Below are 20,689 nucleotides of genomic sequence, written 5' to 3'. Positions count from 1 at the left end.
GACCAGGGTAGGGCACGCGCCCGCTGGCAGGCGGGTTCCCGGCCACCAGGCGAGGATCTTCGAACGGGTTATCCGGACAGCGCCTCGACCAGCGTCTCCTGGAGGTAGCCGAGGTAGTAGTAGACCGGGATGTACGCCGTACGGGGGTCGCTCGGGCCGAAGTCCTGGCCCGGTTCCTGGTCATCCGTGGTGATCTCCAGCCGGGTGCCGAGCACGAGCCGCAGGTCGTTGAGCGCGCCGAGCCAGGCGGCCGCCTCGACCGGGATGAGGCTCAATCGCCCGCCGCCCTTGATCCGTTCGAGGCTCTCCAACGCCACATTGGCCCGGCGCCGCCGCTCGGCGGTCAGGTCGGCTTGGGTGTACCTGCGGAACTCCGCCGTGGCGTCGGGGTCATCGGGATAGGCGTCGGGGAAGAGGCGAGCGAGGGCCGGGTCGTCCGGGCGGGCCGTGGGTGTGTCGTCACCGAACCCGTCGAGGCCGAGTTCGGCGGCCAGCGGATCGACCTCGTTCGACCGCGGCGGCTGCGGATCGTCGTCGGCCAGCAAGTCCAGCAGGTCGCCGAATAGGTCGGCGAGCAGTCGCGCCTCGGCCGAGCGCAGGTCGACGAGCACGGTCCCGTTGGGCCCGCTGGTGAACGCCGCGATCACGGCACGCCTGTCCTTTCGAAAGGGCACTAGTCGCTCACGCGCGCTGCATCGTGGCCCACAGGCCGTAGGAGTGCATGGCGGACACGTCCCGCTCCATCTCCTCGCGGGTGCCGTGCGCGACGACGGCCTTGCCGCGGTGATGGACGTCGAGCATGAGCTTGTGCGCCTTGGTCTTTGGATAGCCGAAGTAGCTCTCGAAGACATAGGTGACGTAGCTCATGAGGTTGATCGGGTCGTTCCACACGATGGTGGTCCACGGCCGGTCGGTCTCCTCGGCGACCTCCTCCTCGCCGCGGACGTCCGGCCGGTCGACTTCAACCGGTGCGCTGGTCACCATCCCATCTTCGCATCATCTGAGAGCGGCCTCACACCGCGGATCGGTCGCTTGGGCGAGACATACCCGACGCGTCGGAGTACACTTATCGTCATGATGACGATAAGTGGGGGTCAGGGGAGTGCGGAGCGCAGCACGGCGGCCACGGCCTCGACGGCGCTGCTGACGGACCATTACGAGCTGACGATGTTGCAGGCCGCGCTGCGCAGCGGGGCCGCGAACCGGCGGTCGGTCTTCGAAGTCTTCGCGCGACGGCTGCCCGATGGCCGGCGCTACGGCGTGGTCGCGGGAACGGGGCGGCTGCTGGACGCGATCGCGACCTTCCGGTTCGGCGACGAGCAACTGGCCTTTCTGGAGCGGACCGGCGTCGTCGATCGCGTCACGCTCGATTGGCTGGCCGAGTACCGATTCCGCGGCACCGTGCGTGGATACGCCGAAGGCGAGGCCTACTTCCCGCAGTCGCCGATCCTTGAGGTAGAGGGCACTTTCGCCGAGGCGGTGCTGCTGGAGACGCTGATCCTCTCCGTGCTCAACCACGATTCGGCCATCGCCGCCGCGGCTTCGCGAATGACCTCGGCGGCGGCCGGGCGCCCGTGTATCGAGATGGGCTCGCGCCGAACCCACGAGGAAGCCGCCGTCGCGAGCGCGCGAGCGGCGTACTTGGCCGGGTTCGCATCGACCTCGAACCTTGAGGCGGGATTCCGGTACGGCGTGCCGACTGTCGGAACGAGTGCGCACGCGTTCACGCTCGTGCACGACACCGAGCGCGAGGCGTTCCAGACTCAGGTGGACACGCTCGGCAAGGGCACCACGCTTTTGGTCGACACCTTCGACGTAACGGAGGCGGTGCGCGTGGCGGTCGAGGTGGCGGGGCCCGACCTCGGCGCGGTGCGGCTGGATTCCGGCGACCTGCTGTGGATGGCGCACCGGGTGCGCAAGCAACTCGACGAACTCGGCGCCCGCAATACGAAGATCGTGGTCACCAGCGACCTCGACGAGTACGCCATCGCAGCGCTCGCGGTCGCTCCGGTGGACGCTTACGGGGTCGGTACGCAACTGGTCACCGGGAGCGGCGCGCCTACCGCATCGATGGTCTACAAGCTGGTCGCGCGGGCGGAATCCGAGGAGCCGGACGGCGCGCTGGTACCGGTGGCGAAGCGGTCGCCGGACAAGCCCAGCCAGGGCGGCCGCAAGTACGCCTACCGACGCATCGATGAGGACGGCGTGGCCACCGCGGAAGTGATCGGCGTGGGCGAGGCTCCAGCCGATCTGCACGATCGCGGTCGCAGTCTGATCAGGACACTGATGGTGAATGGTGAGCCGGTGGACCGGCAGACGTTGGCGGACGGCCGGGAGCTGCACCGCCGTGCGCTGGCCGAGCTGCCGATCTCCGCGACACAGCTCTCGCGCGGTGACGCGGTGATCCCTAGCTTTTACGAGAACGCGTGAACGACTGAACGCCCGCATGCCTTATTGCCTGAGACCGCCTAGCCGAAGTGGAAGAGGACGAGCGCGCTGATGAACAGGGCACTGATCGTGGTGGACGTGCAGAACGACTTTTGCGAGGGCGGCTCGCTGCCGGTGGCCGGGGGAGCCGCCGCGGCCGAGCTGATCTCGCGGTATGTCGCGGCCGGTTCCGGCGGCGCGCAGTTCACCGTGGCGACCCGTGACTACCACGTGGATCCGGGTGCGCACTTCGGCACGCCGCCGGATGGACCGGACTTCGTCAACAGCTGGCCGGTGCATTGCGTCGTGGGGACACAGGGCGCTGATTTCCATCCCGCGGTCGCGGGTTTGTCGTTCGACGCCGAGTTCCGCAAGGGAGCGAACGAGGCGGCGTACTCGGGCTTTCAGGGTTCGACGATCGATGGCAAGTCACTGGCCGCTTGGCTGGCCGAGCATGACGTGACCGAGGTCGACGTCGTCGGCATCGCCACGGACCACTGCGTGCGCGCGACGGCGCTGGACGCGGCGGAGCAGGGCCTCGCGGTGCGCGTGTTGTTGGACAAGACCGCGGCGGTCTCACCGCTGACGCTGGCCAAGACGCTCGCGGACTTCGAGACGGCCGGGGTCGTCGCGGTGCCCTGACGCCGCCTGACGCCGAGCGCAGCATCGAGCGAGCTCGCCGGGATCGCGTTACAGCTCGGCGAGCTTCGCTAACGCCCGGGCCTTGTCGATCGAGCCGACTGGCGATTGCGTATCCGGATGCTCGAGACGCCACAATGCGGCTTCGATTTCGCGCGCCAGTGCCCAGGCCGCAAGCCGTCGCACGTCCTCGCCGGCCATGCCGGCGACCAGCGTCATGCGCTCAGTGAGGATGCGTTGGGCGTCGTCGTACGCAAACGGATCATCGATCTGCGATACCAGCGGCCACACGTCGTAGCCCGGGTCGCCGATCATCGGCTTGGCGTCGATCACGAGCCACGGCTTGCGCTGAGCCGAAAGGATGTTGCCGGGGTTGAAGTCGCCGTGCACGACCACCTCGCGCGCCGCGCCGCGGGGAAGCTCGCGCAGCAGTTTTGCGGCGAGCGCGACGAGGCCGGGATCGAAGTCCGGCTTGAATCGCGCCATCCGCGTCTCCACCAGGTCGGCCCACTCGGCGGTCACGTCGGCAAGCGACTCCAGGCCAGTGTGCTGCGGCAGCGGGACAGACCACAGTTCGTAGAGCAGTTGCGCGCCGATCAGCAGTCGCCGATCCGGGGTGAGCTGAGCCGACTCGGCGAGCGTGACTCCGGGCTCGCAGCGCTCGATGAGGACCGCGAGGTGGTCCCGGTCCTCCTCGAACAGAAGCACCGCGCCGCGGCCAGACCACAGCCGAAGGCCCTCCGCCTCACCCATCGCTTCGCGGTGCGGCCAGGTGACCTTGAGCACCGCGGGTTCGCCATCAGGCCGCCACACCGGCGCGACCCACGAGCAACTACCGCCGTGGAAAGGCGCGCCGATCCGCAACGACCAGCGTTCGCGCAACTCCTCGACGACGCTTGGCAGCCTGGCCAACCAGTCCGGGCCGCCGTCCTGATCGTTCGCGGTGGCGACGACCGGAAGCGAGGGAGGGAAGAGGTCGAGGTCCACGCAGTCCTCCCGGGGCGGTCGCGGCTGGGCGAGAATGGGCCGCATGTTGAGCCAGATCAGAATTCTCGTTGACGACTTTCCCACCAGCTACCGCTTTTACCGCGACGTGCTCGGGCTCACGCCGCAAGAACACGGCGGGGACCCAGCGCAGGCAGCGGAGGCCGGTCCGTACGGCAACTTCAAGGACGAGAGCGGCGGCACGGACGTGGCTCTGTTCGATCGCGCCATGATGGCCAAAGCGATCGGGGCGGATCATGCCGAGCGCGGTCCGGCGGATCACGCGGTCCTCGCCTTCCGGGTGCCGGACGTGGACGCCGCCTACGCTGACGCGATCGGGCGCGGCGCGCAGTCCGCGGCGACGCCAGTGGACCAGCCGGTCTGGGGCATGCGAGTCGCTCACGTGCGCGCACCGGAAGGCACGTTGATCGAGTTCTGCGCTTGGGACGACTGAGGCTGGAAGGACTGAGCCCGCGCCGACTGTCAGTGGCCGGGGCTACCGTGGTGAGCAGTTCCGGAAGAGGGACGGGGCAAGAGGAATAGCGCTGAGCCAGCAGAACAGGGGAGCACCATGACCACTCTGGAGAACCGGCCGAACACCGCGTTGCTGGTCATCGACGTGCAGAACTGCGTCGTCGAGAACGCACACGAACGTGACGCGGTCGTCGCCAACGTCGGCGGCCTGGTCGAGAAGGCGCGGCGGGAGCAGGTGCCGGTGGTGTGGGTGCAGCACCATGACCGGGGTGAAGACGGCATCGTGCGGGGTAGCGATGGCTGGCGAATAGTCCCCGAACTGGTGCCGGACGAGTCGGAGCCGCTTGTGGAGAAGACCTATGGCGACTCGTTCGAGGACACCACGCTGGAGTCGGTGCTCTCCGTTCTCGGCGTCGGGCGGCTCTTCGTCGTCGGCGCGCAGACGGACGCCTGTATACGTTCGACGCTGCACGGTGCGTTCGCGCGCGGATATGACGCGGTCTTGGTGAGTGACGCGCACACGACGGAAGACCTGTCGAAATGGGGCGCCCCGTCGCCGGACCAGGTCATCGCGCACACGAACATGTACTGGACCTACCAGGACGCACCAGGCCGCACGGCCGGGACGGTGAAGACCGAGCAGGTCGACTTCGCTAGCTAGCCACCGACTGACTCGTAGAGCCGCAGCGCGCGGTACCAAATCGCCTTGGCCAGCAGGAAGAATCCAAGGCCGCTGAGCGGTGCCGCCGCGGTCAGCCATAGCGGCAGGCCGGTCGTCGCGGTGTGGCCAGTGACGATCGCCGCGGGCAGGTACGCGATGAAAGCGACCGGGAACACGAAGGTCAGCGCATCCTTCGCCGGGCTCGGCAGTACGTTCAGCGGGTAGTTGCCGAAGGTCGAGATCGTCTGGTCCACCCAGCTGGTCCAGGTGAACAGGCCGGTGAACCGCAGCGCCCCGATCGCCAGCAGCGTTTGCACGCCGGCCTCGATTAGCGTGCCGCCGAGGATGCCGCAGACCACGTACGCCGCCTTTAGCGCTGTCCAGTGGAGGTCGAGCCGGAACAACGCGAGGACGAAGATGCCCGCGCCCGCGAGCAGGTCACCGAAGGAGTTGATCTGAAAGCGGGAGAGCAGCACCTGGCGGTACACCGGCATCGGCCGCATCAGGAAGCCGTCCATGCGGCCCTCCTGCACGGTCATCGACAGCATCGCGATGTTGCTGAAACTGGCCACGTACAGGCTGTGCGAGACGAGCCGCATCGAGGCGATCAGCAGCACATCGCCCTGCTTCCAGCCGCCGAGGCCCGGGAAGCGCAGCAGGAGTACCCCGGCGAACAGCACCATCGAGCCCTGCCATACCAGGCCGAAGAGCAGGCCAAGGACGAACTCGCCGTGGTACGCCGTCTGCGCCTTGAGGTTGAGTCGGCTGATCCGGTAGTAGAGCGCGGCCTGCTCGCGCAGGCTGGGTTTGCGGTCGAGATCTAACAGGGCCATCTCAGCCTCCGAGTACCGTGACGCGGGCGGCAGCGCGCCGCCAGACCAAGGTGGCGAGCGCCGCGAGGATGGCGATCCACAGCGCCTGCACCGCGAGGTTTCCGGCGAACTGGTTCACCGGCGTGCGCCCGATGTATAGCGACAACGGCACGTTCAGCGTGCCCTGGAACGGCAGCAGCCGATCGAAGGAGGCGAACCAGCCTGGAAAGAACCACAGCGGGATGAGAGCCCCGGCCAGCACGTTCTGCACGATCTCGTACATGATCACCAGCTGGTTGTTCACCACGGTCCAGAAACAGGCCAGGTCGATCAGCAGCCTGAGGTAGTAGAGGGTGATCAGGCCGAGCGCCAGGCACGCGAGCGCGGCTAGGCCCGCTTTCGCGCTAGCCGGCGGCGCGATGACGCCGAGGGCCAGGCAGACGACGTAGGCGAGTGCGCCCCAGCAGGCGCCGTAGGCGAGGTCGCCGCAGGCTCTGATGCAGTAGAACCGGCGCGGGCTCACCGGGCGCAGGAACCAGTAGGCGATCGTGCCCTCGAGCATGTGCTGGACCATGTTGTCGCGCGCAGCCCACCGATTGACCGTCCGGAACGCCACATAGAACACGCCGAGCAGGGCGTAGGTGGTGGCCTGGCGCGCGTCGAGACCGGCGCTGGACTTGGTCGTGGCGTACAGCGCCTGCCAAAGCCAGTAGGTGAGCGCGGCGCGGATCACCAGCATGCCGAGGGTGGAGGCGACACGCCCCCACTCATAGAACTCGCTGAGCACGGTCACGCGCGCCGCCCGCCAGGCTCGCCGGGACTGACGCGAATCGGCGGACGAGGACCGCCGGAACCGGAGTTGTGAGTTGCCAGGATCGGCCGGTGGATAGAGCGCCACATCGCTCACGACGAGATCGCCGCCTTCGACTTGCCGTCCGCGTCAGCGTCAGGACTGCGGCCGTGCTCGATGCCGGCAACACTGCTGGAGCTGGTGTCGGCATTCGACTCGGCTTCGGATTTGGCTTCGGTATCGACGCCGATATCAGGCCTCGCATCGACGCGATCGCCAAGCAGTTCGCTCGCCTGGCGGCCGAAGGCCCGTCGCATCACGTCCTCCAGATCCGCCTGCCCGTCGTCGCCATGGCCATCAGCACCCGTATGGTTCTTGCGCAGCGTGTCCAGGTCCCCGTCGTACACGATCCGGCCGTGATTGATCAGGATCACCCGTTCGGCCAGCCGCTCCACCTCGGTCATGTCGTGCGTCGTGAGCACCACCGTCCGGCCGCGGTTCTCGACCTGATCCCGTAGGAACTCCCGCACCTGTTCCTTGACCACCACGTCCATGCCGATCGTCGGCTCGTCCAAATACAACACGGACGGGTCGTGGATCAGCGCCGCCGCGAGGTCACAACGCACCCGCTGCCCGAGCGAGAGCTGCCGGGCGCGGGTGTCCCAGAACGCTGACAGCTCCAGGATCCGGTCGAACGCCGCGATCCGCTCGCGGAACCGCTCCGGGCCGACCCCGTGGATATCCGCCAGGACGCTGAGCGAGTCACGGGCCGGCAGGTCCCACCACAGCTGCGAGCGCTGGCCGAACACGGCGCCGACCCGGCGCGCGTTGGCGATCCGCTCCCGGTGCGGGACCAAGCCGTTGACCTCGGCGCGGCCGCTGCTCGGGGTCAGGATTCCGGTCAGCATCTTGATGGTGGTCGACTTGCCCGCGCCGTTGGGCCCGAGGAACGCGACGAGCTCTCCGCGCTGAATGCGGAAGCTGACACCGTCCACCGCGCTCTTCGCCACCCGCGGCGGGCTGATCAGGGATCTGACGGCGGAGAAACGGCCGGGCCGCCGGGCCGAGACGTGGAAGACCTTGGTGAGATTCTCGGCCATGATGCTGCCCCGAGTAATATTCATGGTCCCTCCCTATTAATTGGCTCCAGCTTCGCGCCCGCGTGACCGCAGCGCACGCGATTTCACGATGTGGACAGTCGAGGCTCGCGGTGAGGCCGGGAATCTTGTTCGGTTTAGTGGTGAATCGACGCCCCGAATTAACATCGTCCGCATTGTCGGGAGCCGGACGCAGCGCTACCGTGACCGACATGTCACAGGCAGTGCCGACGTTCCTTCTCAATGCGTTGCTGGACGACTTCTCGATGATCCGCAGGCCGGGCGCGGGATGCGGGGCTAAGCGCGGCGGGGGAGCGCCGCGAGCTGCGGAGCCGGCCTCTCCGGCGGTGGGGCGGCGGGTAGTGCAAGCCGAGGACTGGTCGGATGCGTTTACGGATCCTTCAGGCGCAGTACCCGGCCTGCCGGTGCTGATCCATGGACCGGCGGCGCGGGCGCTGGCCGGCTATCGAACCGCGGCGGCCGCGTGGCCGGCGGTGGGAATCGACATCGCGCAGGAACGGGATCGGCACTGCGGCGAGTCGGTACATCGGACTCTAGCCCATTTGACGCAACTTCCGAGATCGGTTCCGGTGACTGTCGGACTGACCCTGGGGCCCGGTTGGCGAGACGGGCTGAGCATGATCATCGCGCGTGGCCGCTCGGTCAGATTCGCGGTGTGCGGCGTGGACGCTCCGGACGCGGCGGTGCTGGTCGATGCGATTCGGGCGGCCGTGGCCGAGCGGTGTGCCTTCTCCTGGTCCTGCGGACTGTGGGGTGCGGTCACCGACTCCTGGGGCGCGGAACTGCCCGGCATTCTCAACGTACTGCTCGCCACTGCCGCAGCCTTGCGCGGTGATGGTGGCGCGGAGATCGGCGCTCAGCTGGCCCGGACGGATCGGGTGGAGATCGTCGATGACGTATCCGAGCTCGATGACGCGACCGCGCGGCAGATCAGAGCCCTGCTCGATGGTTTCGCGGTGCCGCGCGTCGCGCCGGTGGTGGACTCGCTGCGGGACCTCGACCTGCTGCCGAAAGCGTCTCAGGAATCGTTGGACAGGCTCGCGGTTCGGTAGCGTGCGCTAATGGGAGCTCGCCTATACGCTGCGCCGACCGCTAGGCGCGTATGGTCAGGGTCCTGCTCAGCTTCTCATGCAGCCCTTGCCGATAAGGCCGGCCCCACAGAACGCCGCCGAGCGCCAGCACATCCAGCACCGGGATCAGCGCCAGCAGCCAGAACAGGAAGGCGCGCGTCGCCGCCGCTGCGCCAGACACTTCCTCGGCCGTGCCTGCGGTGACGACCTGGACGCCCACCACCCGACGCCCGGTCGTCTGCCCAGTGCGCGGAAGCCGGTAGGACTCGATGATGATCGCGGTCAGCAACACGACCAGCGCGGTCGCAGCCCACATCGCGATGCCCATCGCGTCCATGCCCAGCGTGCGATACGTCGTCTTGGCGTGCAGCCGGAGCTGATTGACGTACGTGTGGTCGTGCCGGTGCGCGATGAGCATGAGCGTGACTGTTGCCGGCAAGGAGAGAACGACGGCGATGCAGAGGTCGATGATGCGCGCGAGGATGCGCGAGCCGGCCGAGGCCAACTCGACCACGCGGACCTCTGGCTCAGCGGCTTCCTCCTGCGCGGTCGCGCGGTACAGGCCCGGGATCGCATCGAATGGCGAGCCGCCGCCCCCGGACCAACCCGAACCGTAGGCGCCCCGATTGACGAACGCCGACGGAACCACCATCGTCGCCACGGAACTGACGACCTGGTTCTCGGCGCCGGTCTCCTCTTGCTCAGACGGATAACCGGTCTGTCGCGGTGCTGACTGAGGCTGCGGCGTCTGCGTCAACTGCGCGGCGACGGACTGTTGAAGCGCGGCCTGGTCATGGTCGTAGGCACTGGCGGCCGACACGGACTGCGCCTGCTGTCGCCGCTGCTGCTCGAAGTGTTGTTGCTCGTAGTGCTGCTGCTCGCGCTGTTCCGGCTGCTGCGGCAGATCCGGGGCCGGCCGGCTGGTGCCCGGCACCCACTGTGTGCCATCCCAGTAGCGGATATACCCCGGTATCGACGGATCGGCGTAGTAACCCGCCTCTGGTCCCGTAGTCATGACTCCGCCCCGCACTCCCCTAAGTCGCCGCGTCCCCGCAACTTGTACTACGGGAGATTAGCGGAAAGGCACCCATCCGAAGCAGTCCCGGCGCTGCACATCCGCAGGTACGCTCGGACGGCTATGAGCGCCTCGACACCCGGTTCCGGCCCCCCGACCGGGCGCGAGCCTGCGCTCGACTCCAGGCCGCTGACCCGTGGCTGGTCACGCGCCCTGGTCGGCGGCATGGCGCTGGCGGTAGCCGCCGTGGCGATCGTGCACCTCGCGGCGACCTTCCTTTACAACGCCCCGGCCAATCCCGTCTCGCAGCGCTACGCGCGGTCGGTGAACTGGTGGATGGAACCGCTGTTCAGCCAGAACTGGCGGCTGTTCGCGCCGAACCCGATCTCGGAGAATGTGGAGATCGACGCGCGCGCCAGCCTCGACCCGGATGGCCGGCTGACCGGTTGGGTGGACCTCTCGGCGCAGGACCAGGCGGCGGTGCGCGGCAATCCGGTGCCGGGGCACATCGCCGAGAACGAACTGCGCAACGCCTGGTTCCAATGGCTTCAGACGCACGACGGCAACGGCAACCCGACCGGCGCGAACGCCGCCGTCATGCAGAAGTACCTACTCAGCGTGGCGCTCGAACGGCTTGGCGGCCACGTTGGCGGCACGATTGGCTCGGTACAGGTTCGCGCGATCACGACGCTGATTCCCGGTCCCGGACGCACGCTCGCACAAACCGCGCCGCAGACCCGGACGCTCGACTGGTGGGCGCTACCGCAGGACACTGATTCATCCGCGAACACGGGCGTGAGCGCGCCGAATGCGGGCACCGGATGAGCCCGGGTCCGCTCGCCCGCGCGCTGTGGTGGTGCGGCGATAGGTACGAGGCGGTGACGACGCGGCTGATCGCGGCGCGCGGCCTCGCGGTGCTGCGTATCGGCTACGGCACACTGTGGGTCCTGTTCCTGCTGCGTGAATGGGTAGAGCGCGACGCCGCCTGGGGACCGGGCTCGGCCTGGAGCCCGGCGCTTGATCGCGAGTATGCCGCGGGCTCCGGATGGTCCGGGTTCGTGCACGCCTGGTTCACCGCGGTCTCGGCACTGACCCGCACCGAGTTCGACCTCTTCTACCTCGCCGCGATCGCGATCGGCGTCGCTTTCGCGCTCGGCTGGCACACCCGCGTCATCGCCGTTCTGTTCGCGCTCTTCGTCGTGGCTTTGGAAAACCGCGCGCCGCTGCTGACCGACGGCGGCGACAACGTGCTGATGCTGATGTCGATCTACCTGGCCTTCACCGCCTGTGGGACGCATTGGTCACTCGACGCCCGCAGGCGTGCCGCGATGATGACAAGAGCAGCGGAGCACGAACGCGAAAACGCGGACGCATCGGATTGGCGCGCCGAGCTGGCTGAGGCACGGCGGCGGATGGCGATCATCGTGCACAACGGCGCCGTGCTCGTCATCGCGGCGCAGATCTGCGTCGTCTACGGCACCGCGGGATTCCTCAAAGTCCAGGGCTCGATGTGGCAGGACGGCTCCGCGCTCGGCTACGTCCTGCGCCTGAACTGGTTCCACCCCTGGCCCGGCCTGTCCGCCTGGCTCGCCGGGCACACGATCGCCATCGCGATCGCCGGGTACGTCACCGTGTTCGTACAGGCCGGCTTCCCGTTCATCGTGTTCAGCCCGCGCCTGAAATACCCGGCGCTAGCCGTGCTCGTCGGCATGCACGCTTCCATCGCGGTCCTGCTCGGCCTGCCGTTCTTCTCCGCGATCATGCTGGTCGGCGACGCGGTTTTCCTGCCCGACCGGTTCTGGGCGGCGGTCGGGCGCAGCGTGCTCGGACCGGCCTACGCTAAAGGCATGAGCGCAGGAGAGACGAGTACCGACGAGATCCGCGCTGGCCGAAACCCCGTGACACCGCGTCCGACGCTGGTCTTCGACGGCGACTGCGGCTTCTGCACCGCCTCAGTGCACGTGCTCGAATCCTGGTGCCGGCCGGACGTGCGATTCGTGCCCTGGCAGATGCTCGACCTCGCCGCGCACGGGCTTACCGAGCAGCAGGTAAGTAAGGCCGTGCAATGGCTGCCGGTCTCGGCGGACGCGCCGATCCGTTCCGGCGCGGCTGCGGTGGCGCGAGTACTGCTGCGCTCGCGTTGGCCGTGGCGGCCGATCGGCGCGCTGATGCTGGTGCCGCCGATCTCCTGGCTTGTCGCCGGGGCGTATCACGTGATCTCGGCGAACCGTTATCGGCTGCCGGGCTCGACCCCGGCCTGCGCCGTCGCCGCGCAGAACCGCCGGACCGATCAACTCAGTCACGACGGCGAGAACGGAAGCGAAGGCAGTCAGAGTCAGCTCGGCGGGTCAGCGCAGCGCCTTGGCGACCTCGGCGGCGGCGCGCACGATGCGGGGGCCGGTGCGGGCCGGGTCGAGCTCGCCGAACGAGATCACGCCGACTGACGCCTCGATTCCCGGCACGTCGACCAGCGGCGCGGCGATGCCGAAGGCGCCGGATTGCAATTCCCCGTGCGTGACGATGAACGTCTTCGTCCCGTTGTCGCGGTACGCCACGATCGCCCGGCCGGCCGCGCCCCGATCCAGCGCGTGCCGCGAACCGACCCGATACGCGACGTGATAATCCGTCCACGTCGGCTCGACCACCGCGACCGCCAGTGCCTCGGTGCCGTCGACGACCGTCAGGTGCGCGGTCGCGCCGACCTCCTCCGCCAGTCGGCGCAGCGGAATCGCGGCCGCGTCGCGCAGCAGCGGCTGTACTCGGCGCGCCAGCGCCAGGACGCCGATGCCGAGCCTGGCCCGCCCGGCCGCGTCCCGGCGAGCCAGGCCGTGCAGCTCCAGGGTGGCCAGCAGCCGGTAGACGATGGTGCGATTCACCCCGAGATGATCGGCCAGTTCCGTGACGGTGAGCCCCGTGGGTGCGTCGGCCAGCTCTTCGAGCGCGCGCAGGCCCCGGTCGAGGGTCTGCGAGGTCTCTGGGTGGTGTGTGGTCGTCGTCACAGCGAGAGTCTAGGCCGCGAAGTCGAGAACCTGGTCAAGCCCGGGTCACCGGACCTCGGCCCGCGCGTACGCCCGCACCCGTCATGAGGCGCGGCTCGCGGCCCACTTGCGCACCGTGTCGATCCGGTTGCGCAGCTCGGCCGCCGTGGCCTGCGCGGTCGGCGGGCCGCCGCAGCTGCGCCGCAGGTCCGCGTGAATCACCCCGTGCGGTAGCCCGGTCTGGTGGTGCCAGGCACCGACCAGGTTGTTCAGCTCCCGGCGCAGCTCAAGCAGCTGCTGGTGGCTGACCACCGGACGCTGCTCGGCCGGAACCGCGTCGCCGCCGCCGCGCGCCCCGCGCTGGCGGGAGATCTGCCGCGCCTGCCGCTTCTGCAGCAGGGTACGTACATGCTCCGGTTCGAGCAGGCCGGGGATGCCCAGGAAGTCGGCCTCCTCCGCGCTGCCGATCTGCGCCGCCACGCCGAACTCGCCGCCGTCGAAGAGCACCCGGTCGAAATTGGCCTCCGACTCCAGCGCCTTGAAGGTGAACTCCTCCAGCGGCGCCTCGTCCTTGGTCTTGTTGGCGTCCGCGAGCAGGTCCTCCTCCTCGCTCCACAGGTCATCCTCGCCGCGCTTCTTGCGGTCGAGCACGTGGTCGCGCTCGAGCTCGAGCTCGTTGGCGAACTGGACCAGCGACGGGATCGAGGGGAGGAACACCGACGCGGTCTCGCCGCGCCGCCGCGCCCGCACGAACCGGCCGACCGCCTGCGCGAAGAACAGCGGAGTGGAGATCGAGGTCGCATAGACGCCGACCGCCAGCCGCGGCACGTCCACGCCCTCGGAGACCATCCGCACCGCGACCATCCACTTGTCCTCGGACTCGCTGAACTTCGCGATCCGGGTCGACGCCTTGGGATCGTCGGACAAGACGACCGTCGTCGACTTGCCGGTGATCTCCCGCAGCATCTTCGCGTAGGCACGCGCGGTGTTGTGGTCGGTCGCGATGACCAGGCCGCCGGCGTCCGGGACCGCGCGGCGCACCTCATCGAGCCGGCGGTCCGCGGCCCGCAGTACAGCGGGCATCCAGTTGCCCTCCGGGTCCAGCGCGGTACGCCAGGCCTGCGCCACCGCATCCTGCGTCATCGGCTCGCCGAGGCTCGCGGCCACCTCGTCGCCGGCCTTGGTGCGCCACCGCATCTGTCCGGCGTAGGAGAGGAAGATCACCGGTCGCACGACGCCGTCCGCGAGTGCCCCGCCGTAGCCGTAGATGTAGTCGGCGACCGAGCGGCGCACGCCCTCGGCGTCCGGGGCGTACGTCACGAACGGGATCGGCGCGGTGTCCGAGCGAAACGGCGTGCCAGTCAACGCCAGGCGGCGCGCGGCCGGCTCGAAGGCCTCGAAGACCGCGTCACCCCAGGAGAGCGCGTCTCCGGCGTGGTGGATCTCGTCCAGGATCACCAGGGTCCTGCGGTTCTCCACCCGGCGCCGGTGCAGCATCGGGTGCGCGGCGACGCCCGCGTACGTGACCGCGATGCCGGTGTAGTCGCGCGAGGTGCCGCCGGACGCGCCCGAGTAGGTCGGGTCGATCCCTATCCCGACCTTCTTCGCCGCCTCGGACCACTGGTGCTTCAGATGCTCGGTCGGGGCCACGACCGTGATCTGCTGCACGATGTGACGGTCCAGCAGTTCCGTGGCGACGCGCAGCGCGAACGTGGTCTTGCCCGCGCCGGGCGTGGCGACCGCGAGGAAGTCCCGCGGCTCGCCGTCCAGATACAGCCCGAGCGCGGCCTGCTGCCAGGCGCGCAGGCGGCCCGCGGTGCCCCACGGGGCGCGGTCGGGATAGGCCGGGGACAGGTGGGACGCTGCGGACGTGCTCAGTGTTCTGCCCCCAGTTCGTTCAAGCTGCTATTCGGCAGCCGGCCACAAGCGTGAAGCGCGGAGATCTACCGTACCCGGACCCGGGGCGCGATCAGCCACGCGACCGCGCCGACGGCGATGAACATGCCGTACATCAGCGCGAATACCGGCCGATCCGCTGCCGCCGTGGTGTGTAGCGCATGGTAGACGGCCCCGGCGACAGCGATCGAAAGGGTGCTGCCGAGCCCGTCCGCGACCTGCAACGAGGCGGCGTTCGCGCCCTGGTCGCCCGGATCCGAGAGCTCCAGCGTCAGCACACTGACGTTCGGCCATACCAGGCCCATCCCGATCGCGCCGAGGAACATCGCCACGGCCGCGGTCCACTGCGGGGCGTGCGGGCTGATCGCCACTATCGCGAGCAGCAGGGAGCCGGCCGTCACGCCGGCGCCGAGCCGCACCATGCCCGCCTGGGAGAGCCGCGCACGCAGCCACGGCCGGTTGATCGACCAGGCCGCGAGCGCCCAGCTGATCGCCGCGCCGGTGAGCGAGAATCCGGCGCCGGTCACGCTCATCCCGCGCTCCTGAACCAGCATCAGCGGAATGAACGCCTCGATACCGAAGTAGGTCGCGGCCATCAAACCGCGGATCGCGACCACCGTCGGCAGACCGCGTCCGGCCCGGAAGATGCCGCGCGGCAGCAGCCTCGGCACGCTCGGCACCAGGAGCACCAACGCGAGCGGCACCAGCACCAAGCCGATCCAGTTGAGCTGCTGGCTGCCGAACTGGAACAGGCCGGCGCCGAGCGCGGTCAGCGCGGCGCAGATCCGGACCGTGCGCTGCCGGGCCCGGTCAGTCTCCGTGGCGGGCTGCGCTGGATCCGGCGCGTCGGGCACGTTACGCAGCGGCTGAATAAGGAAGGCGAGCGGAATGACGATCAGTACCGCGACACCGAGAAACACCCAACGCCAGGAGACGTCCTCGGTGAGCACCCCCGCGATGAGCGGTCCGATGATCGCCGGCAGCACCCAGCAGCTCGCGATCACCGAGAAGGCCTTGCTGCGCAGATACTCCGGGTACGCCCGCGCGACCAGAATGTAGAGCGAGACGATCATCAGCCCGGCGCCGAAACCTTGGAGTGCGCGGCCCAGTACGAACTGCGCCATGCTCGTCGCGGTCCCCGCGGCCAGCAGCCCCACGCCGAACAAGCCGAAGCCGCCGAGGTAGGGCAGCCGCGGACCGCGAGCGTCGGCGCGCTGACCGGACAGCACCATGCCGAGCAGGCTGAGCGTCAGGAAGGCACTGAAGGCGAGCGAGTAGTACGGCAGGCCGCGCAAGTCGGCGACCGCGACCGGCATCGCCGTGCTTACCGCCATGGCCTCGAAGGCGGTCAGCAATACCGAGGAGATGATGCCGATCGTCACGGCGAGATGCTTGGGCGAGAAAAGCCCGTCGAGCTGGGCGGTCTGGGTGGTCTCCACGGGATTCGCTGAGGTCTCGACGGAACTGGCCATTGGTCCAGCGTACGTCATGGGCGCAAGTGGTTTTCGGCTGTTACGTGCATCAGTGTTGTATCAGTGTTTTGTTTCTCGCTGGGCTTGGCAATGACACCCAGATCACCTGTCCCGGCCGGTCTCCCAGGGCCGGATCGGGATCGCCGTGCGGTGCGCGCCTAGAGCGTCCCGCGCCGCGCAGGCCAGCGCCGCGGCCGCCGCGGCATGCGCGATCCGGCCCACCGGCTGATAGCCGAGCGGTAGCGGCGCCGAGAAGCCGCGTCGCCGCAGCGCCGTGGTCTCCAGTTCCCCGATCGAGGACTGGATCGGCGCCAGCACGTCCACCTCCGGCAGATCCAGCGCGGTCGGCAACTGCGCGCAGGCCAGCGCGCCGGCCGCGCCGCGCGCCGCCGGGGCCTCGTCCGCGAACATCGCCGAGGCCGCCGCCATCACCCCGGCCGCGATCGCCGCATCGATCCGGCCGGGCACCAGCGCGCGGCCCACATCGTGCGCGGCTGTCACCCGCACCGGCCGAATCAGCCCGAGTTCCGTATCCGCGTCGACGACCGCCCGGTGCACCGCGAACACCACGTGCGCCTGACCGGGCTCGGGCACGAATACGCCGGGCTCGGCCGGTCCGGAGCCGCGCACTCGGAACTCGCCGTCAGCCAGGTACACCGCCGCTCCGCGCAGCGCGGCCCGATAGACCTCGTCCAGCGGCCGCGAGAGCATCCCGTCATAGCTGACCACGCGATCGCCGCGCACCTCCAGCAGTTCCGGCGAGATCGCCAACTCCGCGCCGACCGCCGCGAGCGCCTGGGCACGAACCGCCTGCGCCGCGCGCTGCACCGCCATGCCGTGCAACCACGCCGCACGCCCTGACGCCAGCGGTGTGGCTGGAAGCGCGCCGGGCGCGGTCGGCCGGCGCACCAGCACCCGCTGCACGCCAAGCACCTCGCGCACTATCCGCCGCAGCATCGCGTGCTGCCCCCCGCCGGTGTCCACCATCGAGGTGCTCACGTGCGCCAGCGGTCCGTGCACGTCCGAGGTCAGCGCCACCTGCGCCGTGGCCAACTCCTCCGTCAGGCCCGGCGGCACCAGATCGACCATCGCCAGCGCCACGCCGACGCCGCGCCGCAGCCGGGTCATCTCCCCGGTGCGTCCGACCGTGCCGGGGAACTCGCGCACGTCAGGGCCGGGCGGGAACGACGGCACCGGAGCGTCCAGCACCGCGGTGACCAGTTCTGGGAGCACGTCGGCGGCGACCACCTTGCGGCCGTCCGGCAGCTTGTCCCCAGTGCGCATCAAGTTCTTGACACGAACTTCGAGCCCGGTCATGCCGAGTTCCGCGGCCACCGCGTCCATCTGCGCCTCGGCGACCACCGCGGCGAGCGCGGCGCCGCCGCCCGGCCACGGCGCGAGCGGCGGGTTGTGCGTGCGCACGACCCAGCCCTGTACCTCCACCTTCGGCACCCGGTACGGGCCCGCGGCCAGCCGGCAGTACTCGTCAAGAAGTGCCTCGGCCGCCGCGGGTTCCGCGCCGCCGTCGATCACCAGCTCGATGCGCACCTCGCGCAGCGTCCCGTCCTCGTCAGCGACGTGGATCGCGTGCACGCGCGCGGCGGGTTCGGCGGTACCGGCCGGCCAGTGCCCGACGCTGCCGTCCACCGCCTTGACCGGCCTGCCGGTGCGCGCGGCCAGCAGCGCGGCGGCGACTCGCAGGTCCGCGTCATCCGCGATCGAGCCGCCGGTGAACGGCGCGGGCACCAGCCGGATCTCCGCCTCCGGCCGGCCCAACGCGGCGGCCAGCGCTCGGCGGTCGCGGCCCGGGTCCACGCTCAGTGTGTGGATTTCGACGCCGTCGCCGTGCGGAACGGCGAACACCGTGCCCGGGCCGGCGGGCCAGTTCGCGGGCCGGGCGAATTCGTACCCGTGGATGACCGAAACGCTGCGCGGCGCAGCCTCAGGCTCTTCGTCGGGGGACTGCGCCTTCGACCCGGCCGTCAACCCCGTCAACGCTTCCGCGCGCCGCTCCGACGGCGAGGAGCTGCGCAGCTGCGCAGCCGGCACGTCATGCGCCGTGCTGAAGAACCGGTGCGCGGCCACGTTCCCGTCCGAATGAATCGGCGCGGCGTTGAACGCCTGCCGCGGATCGGTCAGCGGCTCCTGCTGCTGATAGTCGATCACGACGCGATCCAGCGCGGCCCGAGCGATCGCGGGGTGCTCGGCGGCCGCGATGGCGACGCATTGGCCGAGATAATCGACGTGATTGACGCCCAGGTCCGGGCCCGCGAGCACCGCGTGCACGCCCGGCAGCGCCATGGCCGCCTTCGTATCGCAGCCCGCGATGATGGCGCGCGGATGCGGGCTGCGCGTCATCGCCGCCCACAGCATCCCGGGTACGCCCAGATCCGCCGCGTATGGATAGCGGCCGTTGGCCTTGGCCGTCGGCACGACCTTCCCGACGCCGTCTGCGGTCGCCGGGCTCGGTTCGCTCAGGTTCGGACCGTACTCGGCCAGCTCAGACTCGATCGGCTGCGCGGTGCCGTCCGGCAGGTCCGGAAGCTGCTCGCCGATCAGGAAACCGGGCAGCGAGGTCGGGGTCGTCACCTGGGTGCCCCGGTCTGCCCATGGTCGCCGGCCTGTCGGCTGCGGCCTGTGCCTTGAGCCGGGACCCGAGCGAAGTTCGCGGACGTCATCACCTGCGACTCGCGCAGCGGCTGCGCTTGCGCATCAAGTTCCGCTTGCGTAAGTGCCTCGGCCTGCGCTTGAGCCTGTGCACGCTCGCGCGCCAGCGCATTGGCGGCCTCGTCGACTGAAGCGATGAACCGCTCCGGCGGCAGACAGCGGCAGCGGTGCCCGCTCAACGCCTCGCGGACCGCAGCCGCGCTCGGCTTGGCGTTGCGCTCCAGCAGCGCACGCACTTGCATCCCGATCCCGGGCAGGCAGAACCCGCAGCCGGCGCCGGCGTTCGCGGCAAGCGCGCGAGCCACCGAGTCCGGCTGCGGCACCGCGTGCAACTCCGGCGTCTCGATCGCGCGGCCCGTCGCGGCCGCCGCGGGAACCAGACAAGCCGCCGTCGGCTGACCATCCATCAGGACCGTGCACGCACCGCACTCGCCCTCGCCGCAACCGTCCTTCACCGCGGTGAACCCAAGTCGCTCACGCAGCACGAACAGCAGATTCTCACCGATCCACGCGTCAGCCACCGGCTGCGCGGTGCCGTTGATCGTCAGCTCGTAACCGGCGGTGGCCCACGCCACGGCGCCCGGATCCGGCGTGCCCGGCTCGTTCACACCCGGCTCACTCACCGCGTCCCCCTCCGAACCCGGACTCCTGCCCAGGTACCGGCGGCTCCGCGGGCAGGCCGCGCTCCGCGCGGTCCACTCGAGCCCGGTGCCGCAGGAACTCGGCGCGCCGCTGGTACTCGGCCACCTGCTCCAGCCAGCCGGCCGGCGGCAGCGCCCGAACCAGCGCCCGCCGAGCGCAGACCTCGGCGGCCTGCTCGCGGTACTCCTGCGGCACCGCGGCCGTGGTCCAACCCGCCGGACCGGCCGAACCGGGCACCACCAGGCCCTCCGCGATCAGCCGGGCGAACCGTGGATACGTCGTCGGATCGGAGATCGCGCCGTTTTCCCAGTCGACATGCTCGGCCAGCCACTGACCCGCGTGGTCCACCCGCACCGCCGCCGGGGAAAAGCCGCCGATCGCGCAGGTCACCGTGCGAGCAGGCAGGTCGGCAGCCAGCGCGAAAGTCACCAGCGGACGCGCGCCCCCGGCCCGCGTTCCCACCTTCATGAAGCCCTGCGGACCACCGCTCATCGGCACCCGCAGCGCGGTAAGCAACTCACCGGGCCGTAGGTCAACGCCGCCGTCTCGCGCGTACAGCTCCAGCACCGGAATCTGCCGCCAGCCGTCCGCCGACCGGCACACCGCCACCGCGTTCAGCGCGACCAGCACGGTCAGCAGGTCGCGGGTCGGCGCCGCGGCGGTCGGACCACCGGACCGCTTACCCGAAAGCAGATTCCCGCCGAGCGTCGCCCGGCTGCGAATGCCCGGGGTGGCGATCGCGCGCGCCGCCTGGCCGAGAGCCGGCAGCATCCCGCGCACATCGCTGTGCATCAGATCCGCGCACGTCGTCGCGGCGCCCAGCACGACTTCCTGGTCGGCGAACCACACCCCGCGCAGCTCCGCGACCCGATCGATCACGATCAGGCAGGACGGAACCAGCGTGCCCGCGTTGACCAGGGTCATCACCTCGGTGGCACCGGCCACCACGGTCGCGTCAGGGCGCGCCGCGAGCAGGTCGAGTGCCTCCCGCACCGAGCCGGGGAACGCGACCGCCCGCTCGGCGACCGCGGTCCCCGATCCCAT

Annotated in this window: 20 protein-coding genes; 7 read left to right on the top strand and 13 right to left on the bottom strand. The window is 69.7% G+C overall.

Translation table 11 applies throughout. The features are described from left to right. Positions 1–68: 68 nt before the first annotated feature. Positions 69–647, bottom strand: a complete 579-nt coding sequence (locus VN779_RS07595; RefSeq protein WP_325721562.1) for a DUF2017 domain-containing protein — start codon at positions 645–647, stop codon at positions 69–71. A gap of 34 nt (positions 648–681) precedes the next feature. Continuing rightward, a complete protein-coding gene (clpS, locus tag VN779_RS07590; RefSeq protein WP_349260693.1) occupies positions 682–984 on the bottom strand; it encodes an ATP-dependent Clp protease adapter ClpS in 303 nt (100 codons plus the stop codon). 90 nt (positions 985–1,074) lie between these two features. Here clpS and VN779_RS07585 point away from each other — a divergent pair, with 90 nt between their 5' ends. After that, positions 1,075–2,430 carry a nicotinate phosphoribosyltransferase gene (locus VN779_RS07585; RefSeq protein ID WP_325721558.1) on the top strand — a complete coding sequence of 452 codons (1,356 nt, stop codon included), beginning with the start codon at positions 1,075–1,077 and terminating at the stop codon, positions 2,428–2,430. Between the two features lie 69 nt (positions 2,431–2,499). Further along, positions 2,500–3,069 (top strand): isochorismatase family protein, encoded by a 570-nt coding sequence (locus VN779_RS07580; RefSeq protein WP_325721556.1) that lies wholly within the window; start codon positions 2,500–2,502, stop codon positions 3,067–3,069. A gap of 48 nt (positions 3,070–3,117) precedes the next feature. On the opposite strand, the gene VN779_RS07575 is transcribed toward VN779_RS07580, so the two are convergent. Beyond that, positions 3,118–4,053 carry an aminoglycoside phosphotransferase family protein gene (locus tag VN779_RS07575; protein ID WP_325721554.1) on the bottom strand — a complete coding sequence of 312 codons (936 nt, stop codon included), beginning with the start codon at positions 4,051–4,053 and terminating at the stop codon, positions 3,118–3,120. A gap of 43 nt (positions 4,054–4,096) precedes the next feature. On the opposite strand from VN779_RS07575, the gene VN779_RS07570 reads away from it, so the two are divergent. Both VN779_RS07570 and VN779_RS07565 read left to right on the top strand, forming a co-directional pair. Continuing rightward, positions 4,097–4,504 (top strand): VOC family protein, encoded by a 408-nt coding sequence (locus VN779_RS07570; RefSeq protein ID WP_325721552.1) that lies wholly within the window; start codon positions 4,097–4,099, stop codon positions 4,502–4,504. 117 nt (positions 4,505–4,621) lie between these two features. Beyond that, positions 4,622–5,185, top strand: coding sequence for a cysteine hydrolase family protein (locus VN779_RS07565; RefSeq protein ID WP_325721550.1), 564 nt, complete (start codon positions 4,622–4,624; stop codon positions 5,183–5,185). On the opposite strand, the gene VN779_RS07560 is transcribed toward VN779_RS07565, so the two are convergent. From VN779_RS07560 to VN779_RS07550, 3 genes are all read right to left on the bottom strand, one after another. Next, positions 5,182–6,018, bottom strand: coding sequence for an ABC transporter permease (locus tag VN779_RS07560; protein ID WP_325721549.1), 837 nt, complete (start codon positions 6,016–6,018; stop codon positions 5,182–5,184). The genes VN779_RS07565 and VN779_RS07560 overlap by 4 nt on opposite strands. Before the next feature lies 1 nt (position 6,019). Next, on the bottom strand, positions 6,020–6,790 hold the full coding sequence (locus VN779_RS07555) for an ABC-2 family transporter protein (protein WP_325721548.1): 771 nt from the start codon (positions 6,788–6,790) through the stop codon (positions 6,020–6,022). Between the two features lie 110 nt (positions 6,791–6,900). After that, positions 6,901–7,911: an ABC transporter ATP-binding protein gene (locus tag VN779_RS07550; RefSeq protein ID WP_325721547.1), complete on the bottom strand. Its 1,011-nt coding sequence runs from the start codon at positions 7,909–7,911 to the stop codon at positions 6,901–6,903. 185 nt (positions 7,912–8,096) lie between these two features. Between VN779_RS07550 and VN779_RS07545 the strand changes: the two genes are divergently transcribed. Next, positions 8,097–8,957, top strand: coding sequence for a hypothetical protein (locus VN779_RS07545; RefSeq protein WP_325721545.1), 861 nt, complete (start codon positions 8,097–8,099; stop codon positions 8,955–8,957). 40 nt (positions 8,958–8,997) lie between these two features. On the opposite strand, the gene VN779_RS07540 is transcribed toward VN779_RS07545, so the two are convergent. Beyond that, entirely contained in the window at positions 8,998–9,990 is a 993-nt protein-coding gene (locus VN779_RS07540) for an RDD family protein (protein WP_325721543.1), read from the bottom strand. A 123-nt stretch (positions 9,991–10,113) separates the two neighbouring features. Between VN779_RS07540 and VN779_RS07535 the strand changes: the two genes are divergently transcribed. Continuing rightward, positions 10,114–10,815, top strand: coding sequence for a DUF5819 family protein (locus VN779_RS07535; RefSeq protein ID WP_325721541.1), 702 nt, complete (start codon positions 10,114–10,116; stop codon positions 10,813–10,815). Continuing rightward, a complete protein-coding gene (locus tag VN779_RS07530; protein WP_325721539.1) occupies positions 10,812–12,434 on the top strand; it encodes a DCC1-like thiol-disulfide oxidoreductase family protein in 1,623 nt (540 codons plus the stop codon). Before VN779_RS07535 ends, VN779_RS07530 begins: the two co-directional genes overlap by 4 nt. Here the strand turns inward: VN779_RS07530 and VN779_RS07525 are convergent. The 6 genes from VN779_RS07525 to VN779_RS07500 form a co-directional block, all read right to left on the bottom strand. Continuing rightward, positions 12,339–12,989, bottom strand: coding sequence for an IclR family transcriptional regulator (locus VN779_RS07525; protein WP_325721537.1), 651 nt, complete (start codon positions 12,987–12,989; stop codon positions 12,339–12,341). The genes VN779_RS07530 and VN779_RS07525 overlap by 96 nt on opposite strands. A gap of 81 nt (positions 12,990–13,070) precedes the next feature. Beyond that, positions 13,071–14,846: a DEAD/DEAH box helicase gene (locus VN779_RS07520; RefSeq protein WP_349260695.1), complete on the bottom strand. Its 1,776-nt coding sequence runs from the start codon at positions 14,844–14,846 to the stop codon at positions 13,071–13,073. A gap of 65 nt (positions 14,847–14,911) precedes the next feature. Continuing rightward, on the bottom strand, positions 14,912–16,336 hold the full coding sequence (locus tag VN779_RS07515; RefSeq protein ID WP_325721535.1) for an MFS transporter: 1,425 nt from the start codon (positions 16,334–16,336) through the stop codon (positions 14,912–14,914). A 102-nt stretch (positions 16,337–16,438) separates the two neighbouring features. Then, a complete protein-coding gene (locus VN779_RS07510; RefSeq protein ID WP_325721533.1) occupies positions 16,439–18,925 on the bottom strand; it encodes a xanthine dehydrogenase family protein molybdopterin-binding subunit in 2,487 nt (828 codons plus the stop codon). Continuing rightward, complete coding sequence (locus VN779_RS07505) at positions 18,922–19,626, bottom strand: (2Fe-2S)-binding protein (protein WP_325721531.1); 705 nt, start codon at positions 19,624–19,626, stop codon at positions 18,922–18,924. The genes VN779_RS07510 and VN779_RS07505 overlap by 4 nt, the downstream gene beginning before the upstream one ends. Further along, positions 19,619–20,689 (bottom strand): FAD binding domain-containing protein, encoded by a 1,071-nt coding sequence (locus VN779_RS07500; protein WP_325721529.1) that lies wholly within the window; start codon positions 20,687–20,689, stop codon positions 19,619–19,621. Before VN779_RS07500 ends, VN779_RS07505 begins: the two co-directional genes overlap by 8 nt.

The organism is Actinocrinis sp. (assembly GCF_035605935.1).
Classification (GTDB): domain Bacteria; phylum Actinomycetota; class Actinomycetes; order Streptomycetales; family Catenulisporaceae; genus Actinocrinis.
The sequence above is the reverse complement of the archived record's forward strand: the minus strand, read 5'-3'. Positions and strand labels throughout refer to the sequence as shown.

Excerpts from the sequence above, each read along its gene's own strand:
- VN779_RS07545 (WP_325721545.1), top strand. The coding sequence starts at position 8,097 with ATGTCACAGGCAGTGCCGACGTTCCTTCTCAATGCGTTGCTGGACGAC.
- VN779_RS07540 (WP_325721543.1), bottom strand. The coding sequence starts at position 9,990 with ATGACTACGGGACCAGAGGCGGGTTACTACGCCGATCCGTCGATACCG.
- VN779_RS07530 (WP_325721539.1), top strand. The coding sequence starts at position 10,812 with ATGAGCCCGGGTCCGCTCGCCCGCGCGCTGTGGTGGTGCGGCGATAGG.
- VN779_RS07535 (WP_325721541.1), top strand. The coding sequence starts at position 10,114 with ATGAGCGCCTCGACACCCGGTTCCGGCCCCCCGACCGGGCGCGAGCCT.
- VN779_RS07550 (WP_325721547.1), bottom strand. The coding sequence starts at position 7,911 with ATGAATATTACTCGGGGCAGCATCATGGCCGAGAATCTCACCAAGGTC.
- VN779_RS07515 (WP_325721535.1), bottom strand. The coding sequence starts at position 16,336 with ATGGCCAGTTCCGTCGAGACCTCAGCGAATCCCGTGGAGACCACCCAG.
- VN779_RS07580 (WP_325721556.1), top strand. The coding sequence starts at position 2,500 with ATGAACAGGGCACTGATCGTGGTGGACGTGCAGAACGACTTTTGCGAG.
- VN779_RS07500 (WP_325721529.1), bottom strand. The coding sequence starts at position 20,689 with ATGGGATCGGGGACCGCGGTCGCCGAGCGGGCGGTCGCGTTCCCCGGC.
- VN779_RS07570 (WP_325721552.1), top strand. The coding sequence starts at position 4,097 with ATGTTGAGCCAGATCAGAATTCTCGTTGACGACTTTCCCACCAGCTAC.
- clpS (WP_349260693.1), bottom strand. The coding sequence starts at position 984 with ATGGTGACCAGCGCACCGGTTGAAGTCGACCGGCCGGACGTCCGCGGC.
- VN779_RS07565 (WP_325721550.1), top strand. The coding sequence starts at position 4,622 with ATGACCACTCTGGAGAACCGGCCGAACACCGCGTTGCTGGTCATCGAC.
- VN779_RS07560 (WP_325721549.1), bottom strand. The coding sequence starts at position 6,018 with ATGGCCCTGTTAGATCTCGACCGCAAACCCAGCCTGCGCGAGCAGGCC.
- VN779_RS07585 (WP_325721558.1), top strand. The coding sequence starts at position 1,075 with ATGATGACGATAAGTGGGGGTCAGGGGAGTGCGGAGCGCAGCACGGCG.